The following is a 24,682-nucleotide window of genomic DNA, read 5'->3' as shown; positions in this document are numbered from 1 at the left end:
CTCGAGAACATGAACAACTATTCGATTTCAAAAATCTTAGTGTACACCGTGATCGCCTTTTGGCTGGCAATGAGTGTACTGGGACCAACCCTTGCTCCTTTTTCAGTGGGGGAAATCGTGTCCTATGAGGTATTCGAAGGAATCGGAACCACCCACATTCTCGGAACAGATTACCTGGGTAGAGACGTCTTGAGTCGTGTGCTTCATGCTTCACGTTTGACTATTTGGCTGGCTCTGTTCGCAACCCTCTTTGCCGGTTTAATGGGTACTAGCTTGGGCGTTCTAGCCTCATTAAGCCCGACCTTTCAGGACGAGCTAATCAGCAGGATAATGGACGCCCTAATTTCCATCCCAAGCAAAATTTTTGCTTTGGTAACAATCGCTGCTTTTGGCTCGAGCATGCCGGCCTTAATTATCATCATTGGCATCAGCTACACCCCTGGTTGTTATCGCATCGTGCGATCGCTCGCTGGCAATGTTTCCAAACTAGAGTTTGTAACGATTGCCAAAGCTAGAGGCGAAAATCTCTGGTACCTCGCGACCAGAGAAGTGCTACCCAATATTGTTTACCCCATCTTGGCTGATCTGGGATTGCGTTTTGTTTTTGTTGTTCTTCTGCTAAGTAGCTTGAGTTTTCTCGGCTTAGGTGTACAGCCACCCGACGCGGATTTAGGTTCATTAGTCAGGGAGAACATGTCTGGCTTAGCTGAGGCAGCTCCCGCGATTATCGCGCCAGCTGTCTCCATCGCGACAATGACTATCGCCGTCAATTTGTTAATTGACATTTTGCGCGCTGAAAACGTTAAGGGCTAACAAGATGAAAGCGGCGCTAAGAGTAACCAACCTTTGTATGTCGACCACGTCTCGTCAAGGGGAAGCGACACGCATAGTAGATTCCATTAATTTCGAACTAGAACCAGGCCAGGTTTTAGCTTTGATAGGTGAATCTGGGTCAGGGAAAACCAGTACCGCTCTGGCCTTAATGGGGTACGCTCGAGCAGGCTGTCAAATTGACAGTGGTCAAGTCTGGTTGGGCGATACAGAGATTTTATCCTTGAGCCCGTCTAGCCTTAGACAAGTTCGAGGTAAAAGAATCTCTTATGTTGCCCAAAGTGCTGCGGCAGCATTTAATCCATCGCAAAAATTAATGACACAAGTCATTGAACCATCGTTACTCCACGCCATGTTGCCGGCCGAAGCCGCCACAAAAAAAGCCATAGAGTTATTCCGAGAACTTTCTCTGCCGAACCCAGAGTCAATTGGGGATCGCTATCCACACGAGCTTTCAGGTGGGCAATTACAACGTGTCATGGCGGCGATGGCTTTATTGAATGAACCAGAACTTGTTATTTTTGATGAGCCAACCACAGCACTTGATGTGACCACACAAATCGAAGTGTTAAACGCCTTTAAGCGAGTCCTAATAGAAAAAAACTTATCGGCTATTTATGTCTCCCATGATCTTGCCGTTGTTGCTCAAATGGCGGACCAAATACTCGTGCTACAAAATGGGCAAGTACAAGAAATAAACTCTACCGAACATATTCTCAACAATGCAGATACTGCCTACACCAAAAGCTTGATAGAGGCAGCAAAAGCCAAACCAAAACAAAATATACCCCTGCAAGAAACACAGGATATACTCAAAGTACACGAGCTTAATGTGTCTTACCGCAAACAACCCGTAGTACACGATGTCTCATTCAATTTGCGTCAAGGTGCTAATCTAGGAATTGTTGGTGAGTCAGGCTCTGGAAAATCCACACTAGCGAAGGCCATAGCGGGTTTAAATCCAGAAACTTCTGGACATTTGTCTTTCGACGGGGCCACGTTAAGTAATTCGCTATCCTCTCGATCAAAATCACAATTGCAAAAAATTCAGCTCGTATTTCAGAGCGCCGACAACGCCCTAAACCCCAGACATACGGTTGAAGAAACACTATCCAGGCCCATCAAATTTTTTAATCCGACGCTATCCAAAGAATCAACCAAAGCTCGAGTGTTATCTTTGTTAGATCAAGTTCAGATTCCAAAAGCCATTCTCGCAAACAACACCGGACATTTATCAGGTGGACAAAAGCAACGTCTGAACTTAGCGCGCGCACTAGCAGCTGACCCAAAAATTCTCTTGTGCGACGAAATTACATCGGCGCTGGATACCGTTGTTGCCGAGGCCATAGTCGAACTACTGAAAGAACTTAAACAAGAATTACAATTGTCTTTTATTTTTATTAGCCATGATCTATCCGTGGTCGAAGCCCTCTGCGACGACATATTGGTGCTATACCAAGGTCGCCTGATGGAACTTGCAAGTAACGAAACGTTTAGATCAGGTGCAGCACATCCATACTCTCAACTTCTCGCACAGAGCGTACCCCAGCTCGATACACAATGGCTAAACAATCGAGCACAATCTATCGAAAGCTTAACCATCCCTACCGATGATTGTTATTCCCCCAACGCCTGTGTTTTTGCGAATCGTTGCGCGTTTAAGGAGACGCCAAAATGCACCACGAGCGCTCCCAGACTAAATCAAATCGGTTCAGAGCAATACATCCGCTGCCATTTTTCAGCGGCAGAGCTTCACAGCGTTAGGAAGCATTAAAATGAAACCTCGATTTGTACGTGTCGACGAGCGGCATAGAGACAAAATTTCATTCACTTTAAACGGAACTGAAATACCTGCTTACGACGGCGACTTACTGATCACCGCTATTCTATGCCATCAGGATAAAATTCGAGACTCAGAATTCGGTGATGAGAGGCGAGCTGGATTTTGCTTGATGGCGGCATGCCAAGATTGCATTCTAATCGACGCTACGGGCCAAACTATCAGAGCCTGCTCAACTTTTGCCGAAAACAAACAGGTTTATTATTCTCCACCTAAAGGTATCACATGGCCGACACGTTGAAATTTGACGTCGTCGTCATAGGCGCGGGCCCTGCCGGAGTAAATGCGGCACAGGTAGTAACCGATGGTGGTTTAGACGTCTGCCTGATAGACGAATCGCTTCGATCTGGCGGTCAGATATATCGCCAACAACCTGAAAATTTCAAAAGGTCATATCAGCAACTGTATGGCACCGAGCACAGCAAAGCCAAAGCATTGCACGATCGATTCGTTCAGTTACAAGCAAAATGCACTCTATTTTTAGGCTGTCAAATATGGGCGATAGAGGAAAATACTTTATTCGCTAATTATGCAGGGAAGCTACAACTTATAGAATTTAAGCAACTCATTATCTGTACCGGCGCAACCGACCGCATTCTCCCAATCGAAGGCTGGGAACACGCAGGCACCTACACTTTAGGTGCGGCACAAATCGCGTTAAAAGCACAAGCGTGCAGTATAGGCCGCGAAGTAGCGTTTGTGGGATCGGGCCCTTTGCTCTATTTAGTTGCTGCTCAATATGCCAAAGCAGGCATCAAAGTTGCTGGCGTTTTTGATACATCTGCCTGGTATCTAAGGCTCCTAGCATTACCCAAGCTACTCGCACAACCTAGAGTGCTTATAAACGGTGTAAAGCTTACCGTAGACCTACTGATGCGAGGGATAAAAATTCGAGCTGGCATTAAGCCGATTAAAATTGAAAACAACACCGACGGTGTAACTGGGTTTACCTATGAAGTCGATGACAAAACAATTACCGTTAAAACCGATGCAATTGCACTTGGTTATCACTTACGCCCAGAGACACAACTGGCAGATTTAGCAGGCTGCGAATTTACCTTCGATACCACCAGTCAACAATGGCTGGTAAAACAGACCAGAGAAGGACTGACGTCAGTGCCCAATGTATATGTCGCTGGTGACGGGGCAAAGATTTTGGGGGCCGATGCGGCGGAGATAAAAGGAAAGCTGGTAGGTCACACTGTACTCAGAAACGCCGGCATAAGTGTGTCGGCTAAAACAGTATCGAAGCTCATACAAAAGTTACAAAAATGGGAAATTTTTGCCAGCGGAATACAAACTGCATTTCCTTGGCCAAAGCATTTTGTCGAACAGATGAGTGATTCAACAATTCTTTGCCGCTGTGAATGCATTACAAAGCATGAGGTGAAGTCGGGGGTCACCTTAAGCGGCCACCCCGAAATTAATCGAGTAAAAGCTATGTCTCGGGTAGGAATGGGACGCTGCCAGGGTCGGTATTGCGCCGACGCACAAGCCACCACACTAGCGCAGATAGCAAATAAACCACTAACCGATATTGGTCGCTTAAGAGCACAAGCTCCCATTAAACCGACATCGATGCGCTTAGCGGGAGACTCGGTTGATGAATAAACATGCGGACGTATTGGTAATAGGCGGAGGGATAGTGGGAACCTCATGTACCTATTTTTTGGCGAAGGCCGGAATAAACGTCATCCTTCTCGAAAAAAACCGATTGGGCCAACATGCCAGCGGCACAAATTTTGGCAACATCAGACGGCAAGGCCGGCCAATGACACAGTTGGCTATGGCTGCTCGTGCCAACAATTTTTGGCGATCCGCTAAGGAAGTGGTCGGGGTAGATTTAGAGTTTAGACCTGTTGGACATATACGCATAGCGTATAAAAACAATAAAGGTGCCGAAGCGGCTTTTGTAAATTATGCCGAGCAAGCGAAAGAATATGATCTCGATCTGGAAATATTAAGCAAAGCCGATCTCAAAAAGCGATACCCATTTTTTTCAGACGAAGTCGAAGTCGGATCATTATCTCCTGCAGACGGACATGCCAATCCTCGACTTGTTTCTCCCGCCTTCGGACGAGCGGCTCAATTTCACGGAGCGGAAATAATAGAAGATACTGCGGTACATAAAATCGAAACGTATGGAAGCGGTTTTATTGTGCACTGCTCAAACTCCATAGCCATCCGCGCTGAAAAGTTAGTGATAGCGAGCGGCGTATGGAGTAGTGGTCTAACTAGCGAATTTGGAGAGTCTGTTTCTTTAACCAGCTTTGGTCCAACAATGTCCGTGACTGAGCCATGTACTTACGCTATCGCTCCGTCTGTGGGCGTATATACCTCAAACGAATACGAATCCATATACTTTCGGCAAATTGAACGAGGCAACATCATCATTGGCGGTAGCTATCGATCAATAGGCCAGCCGAGTACGGGGCACACAAAAGTGCGACCAGAAAACGTGCTAAGCCAATGGCAACAAATACATCGCCTAGCGCCTGAAATTGCCAAATTAAATGTTATTAGAACTTGGACAGGCACTGAAGGGTACACACCCGATGGGCAACCTATCATTGGTCCAAGCAAAACAACTCCAAACCTTTTTTATGGATTTGGTTTTTCTGGTGCTGGATTTCAAATAGGGCCTGGTGTAGGCGAGACTTTAGCCGAGTTGATTACAGAAGGTAAAACGACGATTGATTTGGCCCCATTTTCAATCGGCCGTTTCACCACGAATTAAGCCCTTTCTGTTTAGCTTTGAATTCCCATCAACACCGCTTTATGGCGAAGATTCGCTTCAAAGGCTTCGACACCCAAATCTTTTCCAATTCCCGAAGACTTAAACCCCCCGGTTGGCAAAATAAAATCGTTACTGCGCCCATAACGATTCACCCAAATGTTTCCTGCCTCGATTTGTTTCACTAACCTCAACACTCTGTGCACGTCGTCTGAAAACACGCCGGCTGCGAGCCCGTAATTTGAGCTATTGGCTAAAGCAACAGCTTCTTGCTCAGAATCGAATACCTGCACGGTCATAACAGGACCAAACAATTCATGTTGCACTGCCGCGAGCGTATTATCTGAGGTGCTTAATAAAGTAGGTTCGTAAAAAGCACCACCGCTGCCTTCGTCCATGACCTTACCGCCAAATACGCACTCAGCATCTTTAGCAATAGCATCACAAACAGCGGAATGAATACCATCTAGTTGGCGCTTATTGACGATGGGTGAAAAGCTTGTCGAGGAATCCCAGGTTGGGCCTACAACCCAATCGCTCGCCATACGCTTTAGCTTACGGATAAAGTCGGTCGCAATTGACCTTTCTATAAGCAGCCTTGAACCTGCGTTACAGACCTGCCCGGCATTGTTCAAGATAGCTCGTGAAACCGTAGCTGCAACACTATCCAGATCTTTCACATCAGCAAAAACAATTTGAGGGCTTTTCCCGCCTAGTTCTAATGTGACTGGTTTAGGGCCAAATTTCGCACATTCTTCCATGATCAATTGCCCTGTTGCAGTAGACCCGGTGAACGTCACTTTCCCGATCAGAGGGTGCTTAACCAGCGCTTTACCCGTTGTATGACCTCGCCCTGTTACCACATTGAAAACACCCTCAGGAATACCTGCTTGATGCGCAAGCTCAGCCAGTCGTAGCACTGAAAAAGGTGTCAACTCTGATGGCTTTAACACCACGGCATTTCCTGCAGCAAGCGCGGGGGCGACCTTCCAGGTTGCCATTACAAGCGGAAAATTCCACGGAGCGATCGCCGCAACAATGCCAATAGGTTCAGCAATAACTAAACCCAAGAGACTTGATGATGTCGCGGCGACTTTACCCCCGTGCTTATCCGCTAATTCCGCATAGAACCTAATGGTTTCAGCGGTGTACGGCACATCCCACGCGACAGCATCTTTGATCGGCCGTGTCGAACCCAGTGCTTCGATTCTGGCTAATGCAACGGATTCACGTTCAACCAAGTCAGCCCACACACGCATGACCTTTGCCCTGTCTCGCGGTGCCCAGTTGGCCCAACCTGAAGTAGCCAATCCCTCTTTAGCGTTAAGTACAACCTCATGCACTAGGTCATCTGACGCGTCATCACATTGAGCATAAAGATAGCCGTCGGATGGCCGAAATACTGGGATTTTATTCTGGCCGACAAGCCATTCCCCGCCCACAAAATGGTGCTCGGGGAACTTGACGTCATCGGGTGAAAAACTTACATGTTCAAAAGACATATACTGCAATCTCGTTACAACTACTCAGGAAGGTGCTCTAACACAAATGACAAAGTCGCCAAGTACTCAACTTTTCTCACCTTAGCTGGATCATCTGATGGTCCGTCAATAATAGCAGCGACAACGTTAAGCCCCTGATTGCGAATACCAATGGTCGCCATGCCGTTTTTATCAGTGAGTATAGGTGTTTGATCTGGATCATTAACAAAGTCTTCTTTGATGGCAGCGCCTGTGACTGGATTTCCATTTAATAGAACCTGTACTTGTAATATATCGCCCTTCATTTCAGGTAAGAAACCACCCACTGGGATAATTTGTGCTTTTTGTCCAGGTAAGTTGCCCAAGGGCTTGTTCAGCTTACTTTTAACGTGCACAGCGTATTTCATCGTTCGCTCTGCGATGACCGCATCAGGCACTTCGTCTAAACCTTTTTTGTGCCAACGCCCGTCGGCTGTTTTGCTCCAAATGCCGTTATTGAGTTCTGCCGTCATCACAGTGGGTTGCCAATCACTGACGACCAATACTACAGGACCAGCAACCGCTAATTCTGCTTCAACTTCCGTTAAGTTTTCATCATAAGCAGCAAAATCAGTTATCAAAGGCAACCGTTTTACCATGTCTAAATCATCGGCTCCAACGCCATAAATTAGCCCCGTTTGTGTCGCTCGCTGCGCAAACCAAATACCGTGGGCTTGAACTTGAGTCGCCGCTGTTAAGGTAAGTAATAAAATAACTTTTATAGCTTTTGTGTACATGAGTAAACTCCTAGTTACTTTGTTGTTACGTCTATTAATTTTTCGTCAAAAAAACCTGTGATAACAATATCAATGGTTATGGTGTCTTCACCCATATTCTGCCAGTACCAGCCATGATGCCCTGCAAATGAAGTAATCAGAGTACCTTGCCCCCCTGACTGCTCCTTTTCTTTCCAATACGTTACAAATTCGTTGGGCGCAGCATCATAGGGTTCAGCATGCATATCTGAAAAAATAGGTCCCGAGGAATGCCAGTGAAAGTTAATTGCTTGTTGCTCCGCTAGGTCTAACTTAAATTCAATGCCTTCATACTCTTCTAACACTATCGTTCGGTTGAGTATCTGCAATGGTGTGTCTTGAATTAAAATTGCGTTCTTTACTGGGGCAACGAAGTCGTTTAGCTCTAGAGTTGGAGTTTTTTTATTCCGCAACAAGCCCGATAACTTTCCGAAGCCGGTTATATCAATGCCATATTCCACGGGTAATACGGTGGTAACCGTTATCAACGCTGCGCCTAAAAACGCTACTAAAACACCCTTAAACGCTGGCTTACCGTCACCTGTTTTATCTTTCGAACCCATGTTGTTTCCCTTTACTTTGTTACTCACAACAAGATGAAACCCGCTAGTTGAAAAAATGTGAGCATGAAACCCAGTGTCATCAAAACCACATTGACAGAATATGCTTGTTTAAGGTGATTGGGCTGAGCTCGCCAATAGGCCATAACAATCAACATGCAGATCAATGCGAGAAACTGGCCGATTTCAACACCCACGTTAAAAGCGATCAGATTCCCCAACAGCCCTTGCGCGGGAAGTTCAAAATCTTGCAATTTGGTGGATAAGCCAAACCCATGAATCAAGCCAAAACCCAACACCATAAATTTAGGGTTGGGAGAAGCTCCGAAAAGTTGATCAAAACCCTGAATGTTATCAAAACCTTTGTAAACCACTGAAAAGCCAATGATTGCATCGACCAAATAAGCATTTGCTGGAATACTAAATAGAACCCCTGCAAGCAAGGTAATGCTGTGCCCCAGGGCGAACAAACTTACGAGTACGGCCACATCACGATAATGGCGAAGTAAAAAAATGACGCCAAAAATGAATAACAAGTGATCATAGCCCGTAAACATGTGCTTAGCGCCCAAATAGACATATGGGATAAACTGCGAGCCGCTGATCGACATAATGAATTCTCGATCAGTATCAGCCACTCCGTGAGACCATGCGTTACCACTGAAAAGCATGATTGCAACTACGAACACACTAAAGTAACGCGCTGGCAAGTATAGGTTTTTCACGTCTAGCTATCGCTTAATGGAGAAAACTTTGCCCCAATACGCGACACACCATCTGGAAGCGTTACCACCACCAATATCATGTTATTGCCCGGGAGTACTTCGCTAGCAACAAATTTGTTAGGCCCAGCCGGTTCAAGATCGATTACAGTTTTTCCATCGCCCTTGCCGTATTTAATGGAGACACTAACGCTGGAGGAATCAACGGGATCTCCATCATCAATAAGATAAACTTCGGTACCCGAATCTAGTGCCACCAGTTCAAATGACATCTCACCCACTATTTTGACAATACCTCCGTGCAACGGCATATCGCTACCATGAGCACTCGCTTTGATTGCGCAAATCGACAACACAATGACCAACAACGCTCTGTTAACTACAGCCATAATTCCTCCTAACAATTCATTAACCTAATTCAGATAAATTAGCTGAGATGAACAAAATACAGAGTAGCAACGCTATCTCCACCCTCATTGAATTCGTTATTTTAATTTTATAATCGGCAGTATTCTGCGAACGTGCCAACCATTTATGGTGCGAAAAAATCAAACCAAATATGACGACTAATACTGAGATCTTTAAGCCAAGGGTAAACCAATAGGCTGGCAAGTCGTGATTGGGATCCAGATAAGCGCCCACCACCAAATACCCCCCCGAAACTACAATTGCCAACACGAGCCAGCGCGCAACGGACGAATAATTCCTAACCACCAATAACCTCTCGTCGCGGTATAGCCATTGGGGCAAAAGAACGAAGATTAAGGTCGCAGACCATAACGCCACAGCAACAAGATGCAAAGTTAAAGCAGCCTGATACGATCTTCCCCAAGTCATTGTGTGGCCTGACAAAGCAAATGACGACGTAATTATCATTACCCCGACTACTAAAACGGGCAGCCAAACTTGCCGCCTCGTGACAAATATGGCGGTACTCACACTAAGGACAAATACGCACCCTAAAATTTTTAGTTTTAGACTATCTCCAACGGCGCTATTCAGAACCAGTTGAGTGTACTCAGTACTTTCTGAGCTGGGCAGAAGCTGTCCAGTTATTTCGCTAACCTTCATCCATAAGTACCCAAGAGCGCTCAGGACAATAACGACAACATAAGGCAAAGATCCCATATCCAAAGAGCTTCTTCGCGCCAACCGCAACGGGGCGAGACTGACAAAGGATCGAGAAAAAATACCAACGAGCCCAACAAGACCAATGTAGCCGAGGAGCTTAAACAGGGTGGTAAGAAGCCAAGGCATCAGACCAACCGGCCCTAGTGATTCTGATCAGAGATATTTAATTCGAAAGGAACGGTACCTACCATCACATGCCCGTCACCACCCAAACTACTCCATTTAAGCAAATACCGCCCGTTTGTAGCCAAAGGCGATTTAAGCTCGATATCAAACGTAGACCTTTCCTGAGTATCTTTTTCAAAAGATACCTCTGTGGCCCCACCTTGCGTATCAAGAATTTGTAGGCGGGCCAACCTTACATCGCCAGAAAATTCCAAATGAATAGTGCTGACTGAGTTCACCACCACCGAATTTTTCTCCGGTGCAGAAGATGTCAGCTTTACGTGGGCTAAAGATGAGGCAGTGTAAACAGCCAACAGCATTGCTAGCACGATTTTTTTCATGAAAACCCCCCAAAATTTTCGACTCAGTTCAGTTTACTCGTGCAGATCGCGCATGATCTGCCTTATGCAAGATTCTAAGCACTGACAAGTGCTGAATTTGAACTGAATGACAGCATAAACCACCAGTCCACTGACACTATGTTTTTCACACACTACTCGGTTTTGCTTCTATCAGCGCTCAACTCGGCAAGAACTACTCATCAAGTACTATCAAAACGGCAGAATATTTGCAGTTCCGTAGGTAAGCTTATTGAAAAAGAAAAGCTAATACACAGTAGCGAGGAGAATATATGGGTACATCAGCTAGTATCGACGGGTCGACAACGCTTGCCCAACAAACGGAAATCAAGAAACGCATAGCCTCGATCGATGTTTTGCGGGGAATCGTCATGGTCATTATGCTAATGGACCATGTCAGAGAACGCATATATCTCCATATGCAAGTCAGTGACCCCATGGACGTTAGCACAACGTCGCCTGAACTATTTTTCACCCGACTTGCGGCTCATCTATGCGCGCCTGTATTCGTGTTCTTAACTGGCCTGTCAGCATGGTTATATTCTCACCCTGCAAACGGAAAAACTAGATCAGCAACGGACTTCTTGCTCAAACGCGGGCTTTTTTTAGTCTTCATTGAGGTCGCCGTCATTAATTTTGCCTGGATGGGCGAATACCATACTTTATGGCTTCAAGTAATGTGGGCTATCGGACTAAGCATGATTACGCTAGCTTTTATGGTTAAACTGCCTTTCCGCGTTATCGGAGCAATTGGGTTTATTATCGTCTTTGGACATAATTTACTAACGCCAATTACATTTGCTCCGAACGAATTTGGATATTCCCTTTGGACAATCCTGCACGATCGAAACTTCTTGGTCGCAGAAGGCCCTATCAAAGTAAAAATTTCTTACCCTGTCTTACCCTGGATTGGCGTTATCGCCTTGGGCTATTTTGCTGGACCAATATATGCAAGTAGTTACAGTGGCGAACGTCGAAAATCACAACTCATTCAGCTCGCGCTTGCATGTCTTACACTGCTTTTAGTGATTCGCGGCTTTAACATTTACGGTGAGACACTCCCATGGCAGATGTATGACAGCACGATTATGAGCGTTATGTCATTTTTAAATTACACTAAATACCCACCATCGTTGGACTTCCTTTTACTTACACTCGGAATTGCCTTTTTACTGCTTGTATGGCTCGAGCCTCGTAAAAACAAACTGTTAGATGCCCTAGAGGTCTACGGATCAGCGCCAATGTTTTTTTACATCTTACATTTGTATGCACTACTCGTTATCTATCAGATCTTGATAGCGATCTTCGGTGCAAACCAAGGCTCCCTGTATGGCGTAGATGATTTCTATTGGGTTTGGATAGGGACAGTAACGCTCGCAATTGTGCTGTATTTCCCCACAAAACGATTCGCCAAGTTCAAACACACCAGCTTGAACCCTTTGTGGCGCTATCTTTGATTCGTTCAGGTATAGACTTGGCAGCACTCAGTCATCAAGATTCGAGCCGTTGCCAAGTTCTTAGCCAGCAAGAGGGTTGGCCGCATACTCTCGGTGATTGGGAGTTACAACTGACACAATCGATTTCGATTGGCGCTTTTTACAATCATGAACTTATCGGCACAGCGCTAATTTGGCATTGCGACGACAACAGTTTGGCGACCATAGGGATGGTCATTGTCGCCCGTGATTTTAGGCGACAGGGCATAGCAAAACGGATGCTTTCTAAGCTGATGAATGAGAGCACCGCAAAAGCCTTCAGCTTAATCGCAACACCTGCGGGTCTAGAATTGTATCAACGTCTAGGATTTAATACAGTCGGCTATATTTCACAATATCAGGGCAATCTAAATGCCCAGGATCCGCAAAGTGGCGTATCAACGCTACAAGAAATGTCTTTAGAAGATTTTTGTGAATTCGATCTGCGAGCAACAGGAATACCACGTGCAAAAATTTTGGAGTCTTTCGCGGACACATCAAAAATTCTTGTACTACACAAAAATAATAAACCGATAGCGGCCGGCATGGTAAGAAAAACCGGCATCAACCTTGTCGTCGGGCCCCTGATCAGTGCATCTGATAAAGCACTTATTGAATGGTGGCAACAGTTGCCTCACTTCGCAAATGGTTTTATCCGATCCGATTTGTATTGTAGTAATTTAACCAAAGAAGCTGCTCACGCACTCGATAATAGCGGTCTACGAGAAGTGTACCAAGGCGTGCTCATGCACAAAGGTAAGTACCCACCAATTGAGCGCAACAAAAACACTGAATTAACAACGTATGCGGCTATCTCGCAGGCTCTTGGATAGTTACTCATGCGTCATTATAAATTAATCACGCGCGTACTAATTGCACTTTTGCTGCTCAGTTCAATAGGCACACCGCATTCGCTGTCCTTGGAGCATCAATTAGAAACAGACATCAACATCCATTGTGAATCAGATCACGAGGCACCGATCAAAGAATTTCAGTCACATGACCTTCAAACTGACCCATTAGATAAAGACAAACATCATCACCACTTCAAGTGTTTGGACGTTCCTGTTCTGCTCAATTCTAGACTTATAGCAAACCCGCCAATAAAACAATTTTCGCGCTCATTGCTGGCGGATTTAAAGCACAGCATCGTACAGGTTACTCAATTAAGGCCCCCTATTTCTTATTAAAAACACCTAATACGCGCCATTTTTTTAGCATGTTTTTAAGGAAGAAATATGAGTATTCAAAATCGACCTGTTCTTGTTAGCCGATCAGGGAAAGTCTCGTAAGCGTCCGGCCAACCCACCTAGCCATAGGTTCGAATTAAGGTAACGTAGGTGCCCACCTATTATTAAGTGGGCACCTATTATGGAATACAAAGTCATACGCGCTAAGCGTGCTAAGGAACGCCGGCGCTACGCGCCAGAGTTTAAGCAGAAGGTCTTACGTGAGTGCGAAGCGGGCGATCAGTCTGTCGCAGCGGTCGCCATGAAGTACGGGCTAAATCACAACCTAGTGCATAAATGGCGCCACCTAGCGCGACAGAACAAGCCCTCAGAATTTGTACGTCTGCCGCCACCTGTGACTTCTGTGCCAGCATCAATGGACACAACAGTTTCCACGCAAGCTGCGTCATCTAAACGTACCGTGCGATTGAACCTGCAAATTAAGGAGCATTGCCTAAACATAGACTGGCCGCTGGAGGAGATTCAAAGCTCAGTGGTCTGGATCCGGCAACTCCTGTCATGATCGAGGTCAACGAGGTTTGGCTGTCACGCGAACCCATGGACATGAGAGCAGGACCCGATACGGCACTCGCTCGCGTCATTAAGCAGTTCGGTAAAGCAACGCCGCACACCGCTTATGTATTCGCCAACAAACGAGGTAATCGTGTCAAGGTACTCATCATTGACGCCTTCGGCGTTTGGCTGGCGGCCCGTCGGTTGCACCAAGGCAAATTCGTCTGGTCTCGCTTACGCGAAGGTGCTGCGATAGCGCTTGATCAAGAGCAGCTGGCGTCTTTAATGGTGGGATTACCCTGGCAATACGCCAGTAAAATACACGCCTTTGATCGGGTGTGAATCAGAGCAAATTATCGGCTGAATTACCAGAGAACTAAGTCGCCGTATTCTCGATAGAACACCGATCCGTAAGCTGGCACAGTATCCTTATGAGTATGGATATTGACCTCAAGAGCTTAAACGAATCGCAGCTACGCGACCTCTCGTCGCGATTGCTTGATGAGCTCAACCGTAAGCAAAACGATGAGGAGCGATACCAAAACGAGATTGTTAAGCGCGACAATACGATTGCCCATTTGAGTTTGCGCAATGAACAGCTCACGCACGAACTCGCCATTCTTAAACGCCACAAGTTCGACCGCAGTAGCGAGCAAACCGGTAGCACACAGTTACGTTTACTCGATGAAGCTGTCAACGAAGACGTCTGTACCATCGAGCTCGAGCTTGAGCAAAACACCCGCGATCTTGGTCAGCAGCCCAGAACAAAGCAAGTCGCCAAACGCCAAGCATTACCTGCGCACTTACCTCGCAAGATCGTGCGACACGATCCTGAGTCGACCGAATGCCGCTGCGGGTGCCAAATGGTTCACATGGGCGACGATATCAGCGAGAAGCTAGACTACGAGCCAGGGCAGTTCTCGGTAGAGCAGCATGTGCGCAGCAAGTGGGCGTGCCGTCAGTGCGAAACAGTAGTGCAAAAGCCTGTTGATGCGCATGTGATTGATAAAGGAATTCCAACCACCAATTTACTCGCACACGTATTAGTCTCGAAGTACGCCGATCATCAACCCTTGTATCGACAACAGCAGATATACCAACGTGCCGGTGTGGACTTACCGCGCACAACGCTGTCGGAATGGGTCGGCCGCTGTGGTTATGAGATTGCCCCGTTAGTTGAGGCGCTGCGCGCCTCACTGTTAGCGCAACCTATCCTGCATGCCGATGAAACACCGGTGAATATGCTAGAGCCTGGTAGCAAAAAAGCCAAAAAGGCGTATGTGTGGGCCTATGCCACGCCAAGTTGGTGTTCAACCCAAGCTGTTGTGTACGACTTCCAGCCCAGTCGGGCGGGAGAATCCTCTCGCTTGTTCTTAGAGGGATGGCAGGGTTACTTGGTGTGTGATGACTATACCGGCTATAAAGCGGGCTTTGGTCTGGGTATGACCGAGGTCGCATGTTGGGCACACGCAAGGCGTAAGTTCCATGAGCTGCAGGTGAATCATGCCAGTCCCATTGCGGACAAGGCGATGGGGCTTATCGGCTCCCTGTACACCATTGAGCGTGAAGCGGCTGACTTAAGCCCTGATGAACGCTACGCATTGAGACAAACACAGGCGAAACCTATTCTGGAACGGCTGCATGATTGGTTAATCCGTGAACGCGAAGGTCTGCCCGACAGTGGTCGAAGCGCCAGAGCCATTGATTACACTCTCAAGCGTTGGCTTGCGCTAAAACGTTACTTGGATGATGGTGCAATCCCGATTGACAACAATTGGATTGAGAACCAAATCAGGCCGTGGGCACTTGGGCGCAAGAACTGGTTGTTCGCAGGATCCTTACGCAGTGGTCAGCGGGCGGCCAACATCATGACTTTGATTCAATCAGCGAAGATCAACGGGCTTGATCCGCAGCGGTATTTGAAAGAGGTGCTGGAGCGTTTACCGACAGCTAAGCAATCGGATCTTGAGGGCTTGTTGCCTCACAACTGGAGATCACGCGTCTAGGTGGGTTTACCGGACGCTTACAAAGTCTCAGCCATAGTAGTCTTTACAATTTGTTTTGCCACCAAAATTCTTGCGGAACCTTTAGGAATTAATATCGAGGAATTTGAGCGCTCTCCGGACAAGGGCACCCAAAGTATTGATTGGAGCATTAGCTACGATAATAATTCTGACAAACTTCCTCTTAACATGAGTTATGAGGGTAGCTACTTAGCGGGACAGACCATAGACCAAGAACTTAGAGTCTTAGGTCAAGTTTATGACAGTAGGTTTGGTGCTCTGAGTATAGGGATTTCCTCAACAGGGGAGAGGTCTTTGCAACAGACCGACTACCTTGTTGTTCATTCCGCAGAGTTACCCTATAACCTCGAGCTAGAGCAGACTTACTTTTAGGATAACGAGATTCAACGAGGAGAAATCGTTCTCGAACGAGAAACACTCGTGGCAGAAAACCTAACGCTCAGTGCCGAATGGGAAACTGCCTTGGTACTCAACGATTCTAATTCCGACTCCCCCGATGGTATTCAAGAGAGCGAAATAAGTCTTCGACTCATCTACCACACGAATACCATCGTCAAACCATACCTCGGTTTTGTATGGAGTCGTGTTTATGCCAACGAAGCTAAGGAACTTCGACGACAAGGCGACGTAACACACGACTCGTCTTGGATAATCGGTGTAACAGCGAGCTTTTAGTTCGCCACTAGTGAGCGCTGACGCACCACCTCATACAATGAAATACCGGTCGCCACCGACACATTCAAACTGGTTACGCTACCCAGCATGGGTAGCTTGACCAAACCATCGCAGGTCTCGCGCGTGAGGCGACGAAGACCATCACCCTCAGCACCCATTACAATGGCCACCGAACCCCTTAAATCGACATCATACAGCGTCTGCTCAGCTTCGCCTGCCATACCGTAAACCCAGACACCGGCCTGCTTTAAGGTCTCTAACGCGCGGGCTAAGTTTGTGACTTTCACCAGTGTGACGGTCTCTGCCGCCCCGCAGGCCACTTTGCTAACGACCGGCGTAATATCGGCTGATTTGTCTTTCGGAATCAATACGGCTGTAACACCAGCCGCATCGGCGCTGCGCAAACACGCCCCAAGATTGTGTGGATCGGTCACGCCATCCAACACTAACCACAAGCCCGGTCCGTCTTGTTGTGCGATAAGCTCGGGCAAATCCGCTTCTAATAGCTCTTTTTTTGCCCCACCGACCGACGCGCCCGCCATAACAGCGACCGCACCCTGATGCCGGCCCAACGACATTTCTTTTAAAGTATCTTTACTGACGCGCTCGATAGATACACCTTGATTGCGTGCCAAGCCGGCCAACGCATTCAAACGGCGATCGTCACGGCCCTCGACCAATTGCAACACACGAATATCACGTGGACGCTGCTTTAAGGCACTTTCAACCGCATGAATACCAAAAATTACTGTCTGTTTACGGTTCATTTTTTGCTGCGTCGTCCTTTTGCCACCTTGCTACCACCCGCACGTTTTGGACCTTTGCTACCGCGCGCTTTTCGCTTGGCAGGCGCGTCAAACTTTGAGGCCTTTTTCAGGGCTCGCCGGGCGCCCAAGGGCGCGTCGGGCATATTGGCTTTTAGCAATTCAAGATCGATGCGTTTATCATCAAGATCAACGCGCGCAATTTGCACTGTTACCTTGCCACCCAAGCGGAAAGTTTTACCGCTACGTTCACCGACCAGCTGCTGATGTGCCGCCTCATAACGATAGTAATCACCCGGTAGCGAGCTAATGTGTACCAGACCCTCAATATAAAGATCGCGCAATTCGACAAACAACCCAAAGCCCGTGACCGAGGCAATCACACCGCTGTACACATCCCCAACTCGTTCGCGCAGGTACTCGCACTTCAACCACAACTGGACGTCGCGAGTCGCGTCATCGGCGCGTCGCTCCGTCATGGAACAATGTTCACCCAAGCCCAGCATGGCTTTTAAGTCGTAGGGAAAAATGTGCTCCTTAGGTAGCGGCGGCGCCTGATCAACGCGGCGTAAATGCTGAGCGCTATGGCCATTGCGCAACAAGTGCCGAATGCCACGATGGACCAACAAGTCGGGATAGCGTCGAATCGGCGATGTAAAATGCAAATAGGCCGGGTAATTCAAACCAAAATGGCCGTTATTATCAGGTTTGTACACCGCCTGGCTCAACGAACGTAGCATCATGGTTTGTATCACACTCGCATCGTCGCGGTCTTTAACGCGTTCGAGCAGGTCGTGATAGTGTTCGGGCGTGGGCTTTTCGCCACCGCCTAGCTGCAAGAACATTTCGTCCAAAAACTGTCGCAAATTGGCTAAGCGCTCGCCACTTGGACCCTCGTGCACTCGGAACAAAATGGGCAGTTTGTGGGCCTCGAATAAGTTGGCCGTAGCCACGTTGGCCGCCAGCATGCACTCTTCAATAATCTTGTGAGCATCGTTGCGAAACACCGGCACAATTGCTGCGATTTTGCGCTGCTCATCAAATAAGATACGGGTTTCTATCGTCTCAAAGTCGATGGCTTTACGTGCTTCTCGCGCTGCGCGCAATACTTTGTACAAACGATGCAAACGCGCGATATCTTGATAGCGCTCTTTGGGAACATTCTCTGACTCGCCGTTCTCTAAAACTTCGCCCACCGCGGTGTAGGTTAAGCGCGCATGCGAGTGAATAACCGCCTCATAAAACTCATAAGACTTAATGTTGCCCGAGCGTGTAATCGCCATTTCACACACCATGGCCAAGCGATCGACATGCGGTTTTAACGAGCACAAGCCATTCGACAAGGCCTCGGGTAGCATAGGCACCACCCGCTCCGGAAAGTACACCGAGTTACCCCGAACCACCGCTTCGCCATCCAATGGCGACCCCGGTTTTACGTAGTGCGACACATCGGCAATGGCCACCCACAGGGTGAATCCACCACCAGGGCGCGACATACAATACACGGCATCATCAAAATCGCGGGCGTCCTCACCATCAATGGTGACAAAGGGCAGCGCGCGCAAATCGACACGGTGCAACTTGTCGTCATCCAGCGGCTCAAACTCCAAATGGCCCGCTTCGTTAATAACCTCTTCAGGCCATTCGTGTGGGATATCATGCGACCGTATCGCGACTTCAATCTCAAGCCCCGGATCTAAATGATCTCCTAAGACCTCAACGATACGGCCCTTGGTGGGCTTGCCGCGCTCAGGGAAGTCGGTAATTTCTGCCGTCACCACCTGTCCATGCTTGGCATTGCCCTGACAGCCTGCAGGAATGATAATTTGGTGCGTAATACGTGCGTGTTCAGGGACAACCAAACCAAAGCCGGCGTCAGATTCGTAGCGCCCCACAATGCGCTGGCGTTTACGCTCTAGAATCTCGACAATCTTACCCTCGGCCCGACCGCGACGATCAACCCCGGTAATCATGGCCAACACTTCGTCGCCGTCAAAGACTTTATCCATTTGCCGGGCTGACAAAAATAAATCGTCATGATCTGGATCATCTAAGGGCTTCGCAAAACCGTAACCGTCGCGATGACCAATCACGCGGCATTTCAGCAAATGCATCCGCTCGACGATACCGTAGGCACCCTTGCGGTTCACCATCAACTGGCCATCGCGCTCCATCGCTCGCAGGCGACGATGCAAAGCATCCATTTGCTCGTGCGAATCAATATCAATTAAACGCGCAATTTGATTCGCGTTCAAAGGCTCTGCCATATCGGTGAGCAAAGCAATCAATGCTTCGCGAGAGTGAATGGGATTGTCGTATTTTTGTGCTTCACGCGCCGCGTTGGGGTCAACGCCAACTTCCACGGCATCATACGCTTGGGCGGTCGCCTTATCAGAAGACTTAGCCTTACGCTTGTAGGGCTTGCGCGCGCTTGATTGTTCTGGACCGGACGTGGTGTCTTGTTTACCTGGTGTTTTAGCCATAGGTGCTCGGTTGTTTTAAGAGACCTCATGATACGCCCACCTAGCCGATAAACCCAGCATTAGCGCAATGCGGCGCTCAACTACAGAAAAAAGGACCCGAGCGGGTCCTTTCGAAACTGCACTATGTTAGGTCTAACCGCTATAAACCCGTCAAATCACGGAAGGCGCCTGATTGCTCAAACGCTCGGATGATTTGGCCGTCAGTAAAACGATACATACAAGAATCGTCAGTGTAATCCATGAAGTTGAAGACATCGTCATCACCAGGATCCTTACGGCAGCTATCATTTCCTACAGGGCAGCCGTAATTAGCTGTGCGCACTGCAGGAGTATCACTCACATAATCTCCGGCACCGCGGCAACCTCCCTGGAAGGTATGATACAAGCCCAACCAATGACCGACCTCGTGCGTTGCGGTGTCACCCAAGTTGTAAGGTGATGCACTTCCACCGGGTAATGACGCCCCCAGCAATACCACGCCATCGTCTGCTAAATTATCAACCCAAGAGGGGAAAGTTGCCCAACCCAGTAAGCCTCCACCTGGATTACTGATGTACAAATTTAAATCGCCTTTGTCACCCTGACGCAAGGCGCTTTTCATCGCCATTTCAGCTGTAGTATCCGGCCCGGCAGCCAGCCACGAGGAATTGTTCGTGTACGTAATACCTGCCAATTGGAACGCATAAGGCGTATTAGCGAAGGCGGCTACCAGCACATTCATCTGATCGTTTACTTGATTCGCATTAGCGGCGCACACGCCGGAATCACTGCAAATGATGTGAACATAGGTATCAACTAAAATGCTGCCATCTGCAGGTAAGCTTGGACCTGGATCAGTACCTCCACCGCCACCACCGCCTCCAGAGTTACCGCCACCGCCAGGTGTGCCCGAAGGTTTTTTAGCGGCCTTCGAAAGCTTATCGAGCTGGAAGCGTTTTTCGAGGCGCTCGGCCTCTTCCGGGCTCGGATGTTTGGTGCCACAGCGTAAGAATGCCGCATTGGGGTTTGCGTTCTCAAAGGCTTTTTCATTGGGTGCTGCACTCGCCGTACCCATCGCCCCTAGTGATACCAAAGCCACCGCAGTTGTTATTTTTTTAAGCATCTCGACCACCATTTGTTAACTTTTTGTTAACTATAGATCCGTTACGGATTAATTATCAATGCCAAATTGCTGCCTTGATTATTATTGTCTTTGACAAGCGTCAGACTCGGAAGTATATTTCGCGTCCCGTCAGTTAGACGCTTCATCCCCTGCCCAGGTGGTGAAATTGGTAGACACGCCAGCTTCAGGTGCTGGTGCTCGCAAGGGCGTGGAGGTTCAAGTCCTCTCCTGGGCACCATAGTATTCTTAGACACTTTCTAAGCTTCTGTTTTATCAGCAGTTTAAATCCCTGTAAAGTCAATTTCTGTAGCGATCTCTGTAAGAATCATGCAACTCCTGTAAGAATTTCTGTAAAGTTTTAGCAGGGGTGGGGTCTCTTTACGGGGCGGGGGAGGGGGACAAAGATCTTTTGTATCTGTAGTTGCATGGCAGATACATGAGAAAGGGCTTTGGATATGCTATCTCTGAATCGCCACTAGTTCAGTTGCCAATGTATCGCCAGCGTTGCAGCTTAAGAACTTCTTCCAAGTTTCTCGATTTCGGCGATGTGTCTGATTCTGCTCTGTCATTTTGTTCTTGGACCAATAGTCTTCAAAGATTTCGCTGAAGAGCTTTGCGTTTTGCCCTCTTTTATTCGGTGGTTCCTTCAGCTTTTTCCACGCTCGTTCATGCACCCTTACTTTTGGTGACTTTTCTTGCAGTTCTGGGTGTTTGGTGTACTCGAAGAAATCGTCGAATTCACCGCTGTCCAGAAAGTACTCGATTGCATTGCTGTTTAAGTATGGGTCGTCAATGCTCATAACGCCTTCATTCCAACCCCTCGCTCTAAGAAGTGCTTGCGCCTTACGTTCTAGGTCAATATCGGCTAGAACGTCGCTATTGGCGGTCTCGAGTAAACTGATGTAATCCTCGTAAACCTTGCTCATCGCCATCGCTATCGAGGCTTTGATCAGCACTAAATTCAACCACAGAACCTGATATGAACTCTGCAGTTGCTGGGCTGATCACTGCTACAGGAGCGTTGTTTTGGGTCGCTGGCGGAGGGTTATTGGATGTTGGGCTTGGTGGCGAACCCGCGGACCCTCCACCGCCACCTCCGCAAGCTTGAAGAGTAAAGATTAAGGCAATCAGGAGAGTTGCTTTTAGAATGTTATTTGGCATATCGCAACCTCAATGGCGCTCATTTATTAGATGGGACTTCTTTCACTCAATCGCGGTAGATCACCCTGTCGGGGAGTGAAGACTATCGCAACAAACAAAGTCTACAGTAAAAAGTTCTTCGCAGGCGCAGCCCAAGAACAAAACTTTGTTTAAAATAACTTAGTTTATTTACTGCAGTCTAATTTTTTCAATGACACGCATCGTCTTGGCTATCCAGCTGTCTTCGCTACTTTTAGACGATAATGACTGCGCTTCAAAATGCTCTTCAGCAAACCATTGGTTCTAAATTGCAAAAAACTTTTGTTTCTTGCATGCATTTGTTATGTTCAGACATAAATTCCAGTCCGGTCATGAGGCGAACATGTTGAACAGCAATAAATACAGACCAATCGGCGTTGCGATCGCCGCAGTATTATCTGTCACCGCTTGCGGTGGTGGCGGTGGTGGCAATACAGTCCCGGTCCCGCAAAACATAGCCCCGGTCGCACAAAATGTAGCCTTGGAAACAACATATATGTGGCAGAGTACACAGGGTAACTTTCTGGTCTCTGACAGGGATAACGATACGCTGTCTATCACCGCTATTGCAGAAAATGGTGTGGCAGTTCAGCCGAGCGAGGGCGTTTACACTCTGCAAAATGGTCTGTTGAGCATCCAGGGTACCGGTTTTAGCTTCCAGCCTCTGAAAGATGGCGTCAGCACTATCAGTTACACCGTCAGCGATGGCAGTGCAACTGCCAGCGCTTCACTGACGATTGCGGCACCGGCATCGGACCCACTGGGATATCAGCAATGGCACCTGAGAAATACCGGCCAAAAAGCCTACTCGATGGATTCTGACGCCATAAAGGCATTTTTAATTAGTGATTTGGGCTACTCTGAAGAAGAGGCTGATATCTGGATTGCCGCCCGTATCGACCCAAGTATGTTGGTGCCAGGGGAGGATATGAATGTTGTTGCTGCATTCGGGCAAGGTATTACCGGCAGCGGCAGTATTGCGGTTATAGTTGATACTGGTCTGGAGCTAGCACACGAAGACTTAGCTGGCAACATTCTGCCAAACCGTTCTCTAAACATGATTCCGGGTGCATTGAATGTCACTGACCCTACTTCAACTGATGCCTTTGGTGATCACGGAACTAGCGTAGCCGGTTTGATAGCTGCTGAAGGTTGGAATGGTATGGGTGGCCGGGGTGTTGCTCCACACGCCAAGCTGATCGGTATGAACTACCTGGAAGCGCAATCTGATTTAAATAACCTCTTAAGTCACGGTATACCCGGTAGCGGTATCACTGTGTCTGAGCCGTTAACCGTATTTAACCGTAGCTATGGCTTTAGCTACCCGGCGGTCATTTCTTACGACTTATTCGAAGAAGCAGTACAAAGCTACTCAGCCATGGAATTGCGCTCGGGTTTAGGGGCCGTTAACGTTAAATCCAGTGGTAACACTTTCCGCAGTCCCGGCGTTACCTGGGCAGATGGTATTTGTGATCCAGCTAGAGCGTTAGGTCTTACCTGTTTAAACGGTAACTTTGAGCCTTCACAAAATACGCCCTTTTACTTCTCTGTAGCTGCAGTTAATTCAAATGGAAAGCACACCAGCTACTCTACCGCGGGTGCTAACGTGTTGGTTTCTGCACCTGCCGGTGAATACGGTGACTTAGCGCCCGCTATGGTTACCACGGACCAGATGACCTGTTTACGTGGTTACAGTGGTTTCCCAAGCGTTGACGCCGGTGGCTGGCCAGAGTTTACCGCAGCTTTTACGCCATTTGACTCTCCAGGGCACCCGGAAAACCCAAGCTGTAATTATACCAGCACCTTTAACGGCACTTCATCAGCGGCACCAAACGCGGCTGGTGTTATAGCGTTAATCCACAGTGCTAACCCTGACCTGTCTTATCGCGAGATCCGCGATATTCTGGTAAAAACCAGCACTAAAGTTGACCCACAAAACACAGAAGTCGTAATACGGGTTGGCGATGGCGAATTTGTTGCACATCCTGGTTGGGTAGAAAACGCTGCTGGCTATGCTCACAACAACCTATATGGCTTTGGTCGTGTTGATGCCAGTGCTGCTGTTGCAATGGGGATAACTTATACCAACCCACTGCCAGAACAAAGGTTCACTGACTGGGTGGCCGCAGGTAGTCAGGCTGGTGAAGATTCACTGGCGTTATCCGTGCCGGATAACTCAGCAGCAGGCGTAAGCTACACGCTGGAAGTTATCGAAGAGATAACGGTTGAAGGTGTGCAGTTTGCCTTTGACATAGCTAACCCTGAGCTACTCACAAACTCATTCCCAAGTCAGACCACAGCGGGTATTGACTTGGCGATTGAAGTAACATCACCAAGTGGTACTACCAGCGTGTTATTGTCGTCAAAACAAGCCATTGCTGAACCATCGTTTGATTTTTCTACCGGATACAATCAAGGTTATATCCTGAAAAATTCGGTATTTTTGTCAAACACGTTTTATGGTGAAAATGCGCAGGGTACCTGGAATGTTCGTGTTGTCGACACTAATGGCTCAGACTACCCCGCACCGTACTCATTTTGGCCGAATGGATACACTAATAACGCGCAGAACTCAGTGCTGGAAGGCGTCGCGGTCCGGGTATTTGGTCATTAATAGACAA

24 protein-coding genes and 1 tRNA gene are annotated in these 24,682 nt (G+C 47.8%); 14 read left to right on the top strand and 11 right to left on the bottom strand.

Annotated elements, in window-relative coordinates; all coding sequences use genetic code 11:
- The first annotated feature begins 9 nt into the window (after nt 1-9).
- Genes EYZ66_RS03320 through EYZ66_RS03300 form a run of 5 tightly spaced genes read left to right on the top strand, consistent with a single transcriptional unit; the run spans nt 10 to nt 5,408 of the window.
- Complete coding sequence (locus EYZ66_RS03320) at nt 10-813, top strand: ABC transporter permease (protein ID WP_009576895.1); 804 nt, start codon at nt 10-12, stop codon at nt 811-813.
- A gap of 4 nt (nt 814-817) precedes the next feature.
- The gene (locus EYZ66_RS03315) at nt 818-2,605 is read left to right on the top strand and encodes an ABC transporter ATP-binding protein (protein ID WP_009576896.1); all 1,788 of its coding nucleotides are present in this window, start codon (nt 818-820) and stop codon (nt 2,603-2,605) included.
- 1 nt (nt 2,606) lies between these two features.
- The gene (locus tag EYZ66_RS14390) at nt 2,607-2,912 is read left to right on the top strand and encodes a 2Fe-2S iron-sulfur cluster-binding protein (protein WP_040817433.1); all 306 of its coding nucleotides are present in this window, start codon (nt 2,607-2,609) and stop codon (nt 2,910-2,912) included.
- Entirely contained in the window at nt 2,897-4,282 is a 1,386-nt protein-coding gene (locus EYZ66_RS03305) for an FAD/NAD(P)-dependent oxidoreductase (RefSeq protein WP_009576897.1), read from the top strand. The genes EYZ66_RS14390 and EYZ66_RS03305 overlap by 16 nt, the downstream gene beginning before the upstream one ends.
- Nucleotides 4,275-5,408: an NAD(P)/FAD-dependent oxidoreductase gene (locus tag EYZ66_RS03300; RefSeq protein WP_009576898.1), complete on the top strand. Its 1,134-nt coding sequence runs from the start codon at nt 4,275-4,277 to the stop codon at nt 5,406-5,408. Before EYZ66_RS03305 ends, EYZ66_RS03300 begins: the two co-directional genes overlap by 8 nt.
- An 11-nt stretch (nt 5,409-5,419) precedes the next feature.
- Here EYZ66_RS03300 and EYZ66_RS03295 read toward each other — a convergent pair whose 3' ends face one another.
- The 7 genes from EYZ66_RS03295 to EYZ66_RS03265 all read right to left on the bottom strand — a co-directional run bounded on the left by EYZ66_RS03295 (nt 5,420) and on the right by EYZ66_RS03265 (nt 10,599).
- Nucleotides 5,420-6,907, bottom strand: a complete 1,488-nt coding sequence (locus EYZ66_RS03295; protein WP_009576899.1) for an aldehyde dehydrogenase family protein — start codon at nt 6,905-6,907, stop codon at nt 5,420-5,422.
- A 20-nt stretch (nt 6,908-6,927) separates the two neighbouring features.
- Nucleotides 6,928-7,662, bottom strand: coding sequence for a DUF4198 domain-containing protein (locus EYZ66_RS03290; protein WP_009576900.1), 735 nt, complete (start codon nt 7,660-7,662; stop codon nt 6,928-6,930).
- A gap of 14 nt (nt 7,663-7,676) precedes the next feature.
- Entirely contained in the window at nt 7,677-8,243 is a 567-nt protein-coding gene (locus EYZ66_RS03285) for a hypothetical protein (protein ID WP_009576901.1), read from the bottom strand.
- Between the two features lie 23 nt (nt 8,244-8,266).
- On the bottom strand, nt 8,267-8,878 hold the full coding sequence (locus EYZ66_RS03280; RefSeq protein ID WP_235714746.1) for a HupE/UreJ family protein: 612 nt from the start codon (nt 8,876-8,878) through the stop codon (nt 8,267-8,269).
- A gap of 89 nt (nt 8,879-8,967) precedes the next feature.
- A complete protein-coding gene (locus EYZ66_RS03275; RefSeq protein ID WP_009576903.1) occupies nt 8,968-9,351 on the bottom strand; it encodes a hypothetical protein in 384 nt (127 codons plus the stop codon).
- 19 nt (nt 9,352-9,370) lie between these two features.
- Complete coding sequence (locus EYZ66_RS03270; RefSeq protein WP_009576904.1) at nt 9,371-10,219, bottom strand: CopD family protein; 849 nt, start codon at nt 10,217-10,219, stop codon at nt 9,371-9,373.
- Between the two features lie 14 nt (nt 10,220-10,233).
- Nucleotides 10,234-10,599 carry a copper resistance CopC family protein gene (locus EYZ66_RS03265; protein WP_040817437.1) on the bottom strand — a complete coding sequence of 122 codons (366 nt, stop codon included), beginning with the start codon at nt 10,597-10,599 and terminating at the stop codon, nt 10,234-10,236.
- A 290-nt stretch (nt 10,600-10,889) separates the two neighbouring features.
- Between EYZ66_RS03265 and EYZ66_RS03260 the strand changes: the two genes are divergently transcribed.
- From EYZ66_RS03260 to EYZ66_RS03230, 7 genes are all read left to right on the top strand, one after another.
- Nucleotides 10,890-12,074, top strand: coding sequence for an acetyltransferase domain-containing protein (locus tag EYZ66_RS03260; protein WP_009576905.1), 1,185 nt, complete (start codon nt 10,890-10,892; stop codon nt 12,072-12,074).
- A gap of 17 nt (nt 12,075-12,091) precedes the next feature.
- Nucleotides 12,092-12,925 carry a GNAT family N-acetyltransferase gene (locus EYZ66_RS03255; protein WP_158027017.1) on the top strand — a complete coding sequence of 278 codons (834 nt, stop codon included), beginning with the start codon at nt 12,092-12,094 and terminating at the stop codon, nt 12,923-12,925.
- Between the two features lie 6 nt (nt 12,926-12,931).
- Nucleotides 12,932-13,282, top strand: a complete 351-nt coding sequence (locus tag EYZ66_RS03250; RefSeq protein WP_040817443.1) for a hypothetical protein — start codon at nt 12,932-12,934, stop codon at nt 13,280-13,282.
- Nucleotides 13,283-13,463: 181 nt separating this feature from the next.
- Nucleotides 13,464-13,844 carry a transposase gene (locus EYZ66_RS03245; protein ID WP_160195549.1) on the top strand — a complete coding sequence of 127 codons (381 nt, stop codon included), beginning with the start codon at nt 13,464-13,466 and terminating at the stop codon, nt 13,842-13,844.
- Nucleotides 13,841-14,176: an IS66 family insertion sequence element accessory protein TnpB gene (gene tnpB / locus EYZ66_RS03240; RefSeq protein WP_009576859.1), complete on the top strand. Its 336-nt coding sequence runs from the start codon at nt 13,841-13,843 to the stop codon at nt 14,174-14,176. The genes EYZ66_RS03245 and tnpB overlap by 4 nt, the downstream gene beginning before the upstream one ends.
- Before the next feature lie 89 nt (nt 14,177-14,265).
- Entirely contained in the window at nt 14,266-15,840 is a 1,575-nt protein-coding gene (gene tnpC, locus EYZ66_RS03235; protein ID WP_160195550.1) for an IS66 family transposase, read from the top strand.
- A 399-nt stretch (nt 15,841-16,239) separates the two neighbouring features.
- Nucleotides 16,240-16,533, top strand: a complete 294-nt coding sequence (locus tag EYZ66_RS03230) for a copper resistance protein B (protein ID WP_083814436.1) — start codon at nt 16,240-16,242, stop codon at nt 16,531-16,533.
- Here EYZ66_RS03230 and rlmB read toward each other — a convergent pair.
- The 3 genes from rlmB to EYZ66_RS03215 form a co-directional block, all read right to left on the bottom strand.
- A complete protein-coding gene (gene rlmB, locus EYZ66_RS03225) occupies nt 16,530-17,300 on the bottom strand; it encodes a 23S rRNA (guanosine(2251)-2'-O)-methyltransferase RlmB (protein ID WP_160195592.1) in 771 nt (256 codons plus the stop codon). The genes EYZ66_RS03230 and rlmB overlap by 4 nt on opposite strands.
- A complete protein-coding gene (gene rnr, locus EYZ66_RS03220) occupies nt 17,297-19,780 on the bottom strand; it encodes a ribonuclease R (RefSeq protein ID WP_009577255.1) in 2,484 nt (827 codons plus the stop codon). The genes rlmB and rnr overlap by 4 nt, the downstream gene beginning before the upstream one ends.
- Before the next feature lie 139 nt (nt 19,781-19,919).
- Nucleotides 19,920-20,882 carry a zinc metalloprotease gene (locus tag EYZ66_RS03215; RefSeq protein WP_139042649.1) on the bottom strand — a complete coding sequence of 321 codons (963 nt, stop codon included), beginning with the start codon at nt 20,880-20,882 and terminating at the stop codon, nt 19,920-19,922.
- A 151-nt stretch (nt 20,883-21,033) separates the two neighbouring features.
- On the opposite strand from EYZ66_RS03215, the gene EYZ66_RS03210 reads away from it, so the two are divergent.
- Nucleotides 21,034-21,120: transfer RNA gene (locus EYZ66_RS03210), tRNA-Leu, on the top strand.
- A 220-nt stretch (nt 21,121-21,340) separates the two neighbouring features.
- On the opposite strand, the gene EYZ66_RS03205 is transcribed toward EYZ66_RS03210, so the two are convergent.
- Nucleotides 21,341-21,847, bottom strand: coding sequence for a hypothetical protein (locus tag EYZ66_RS03205; protein WP_009577083.1), 507 nt, complete (start codon nt 21,845-21,847; stop codon nt 21,341-21,343).
- Nucleotides 21,848-22,404: 557 nt separating this feature from the next.
- On the opposite strand from EYZ66_RS03205, the gene EYZ66_RS03200 reads away from it, so the two are divergent.
- Entirely contained in the window at nt 22,405-24,675 is a 2,271-nt protein-coding gene (locus EYZ66_RS03200; RefSeq protein WP_009577082.1) for a S8 family serine peptidase, read from the top strand.
- Nucleotides 24,676-24,682: the final 7 nt, after the last annotated feature.

This window comes from Aequoribacter fuscus, assembly GCF_009910365.1.
In the GTDB taxonomy this organism is placed as follows: Bacteria; Pseudomonadota; Gammaproteobacteria; order Pseudomonadales; family Halieaceae; genus Aequoribacter; species Aequoribacter fuscus.
Note: the sequence above shows the minus strand (reverse complement) of the source record. Positions and strands in the feature narration are given on the sequence as shown.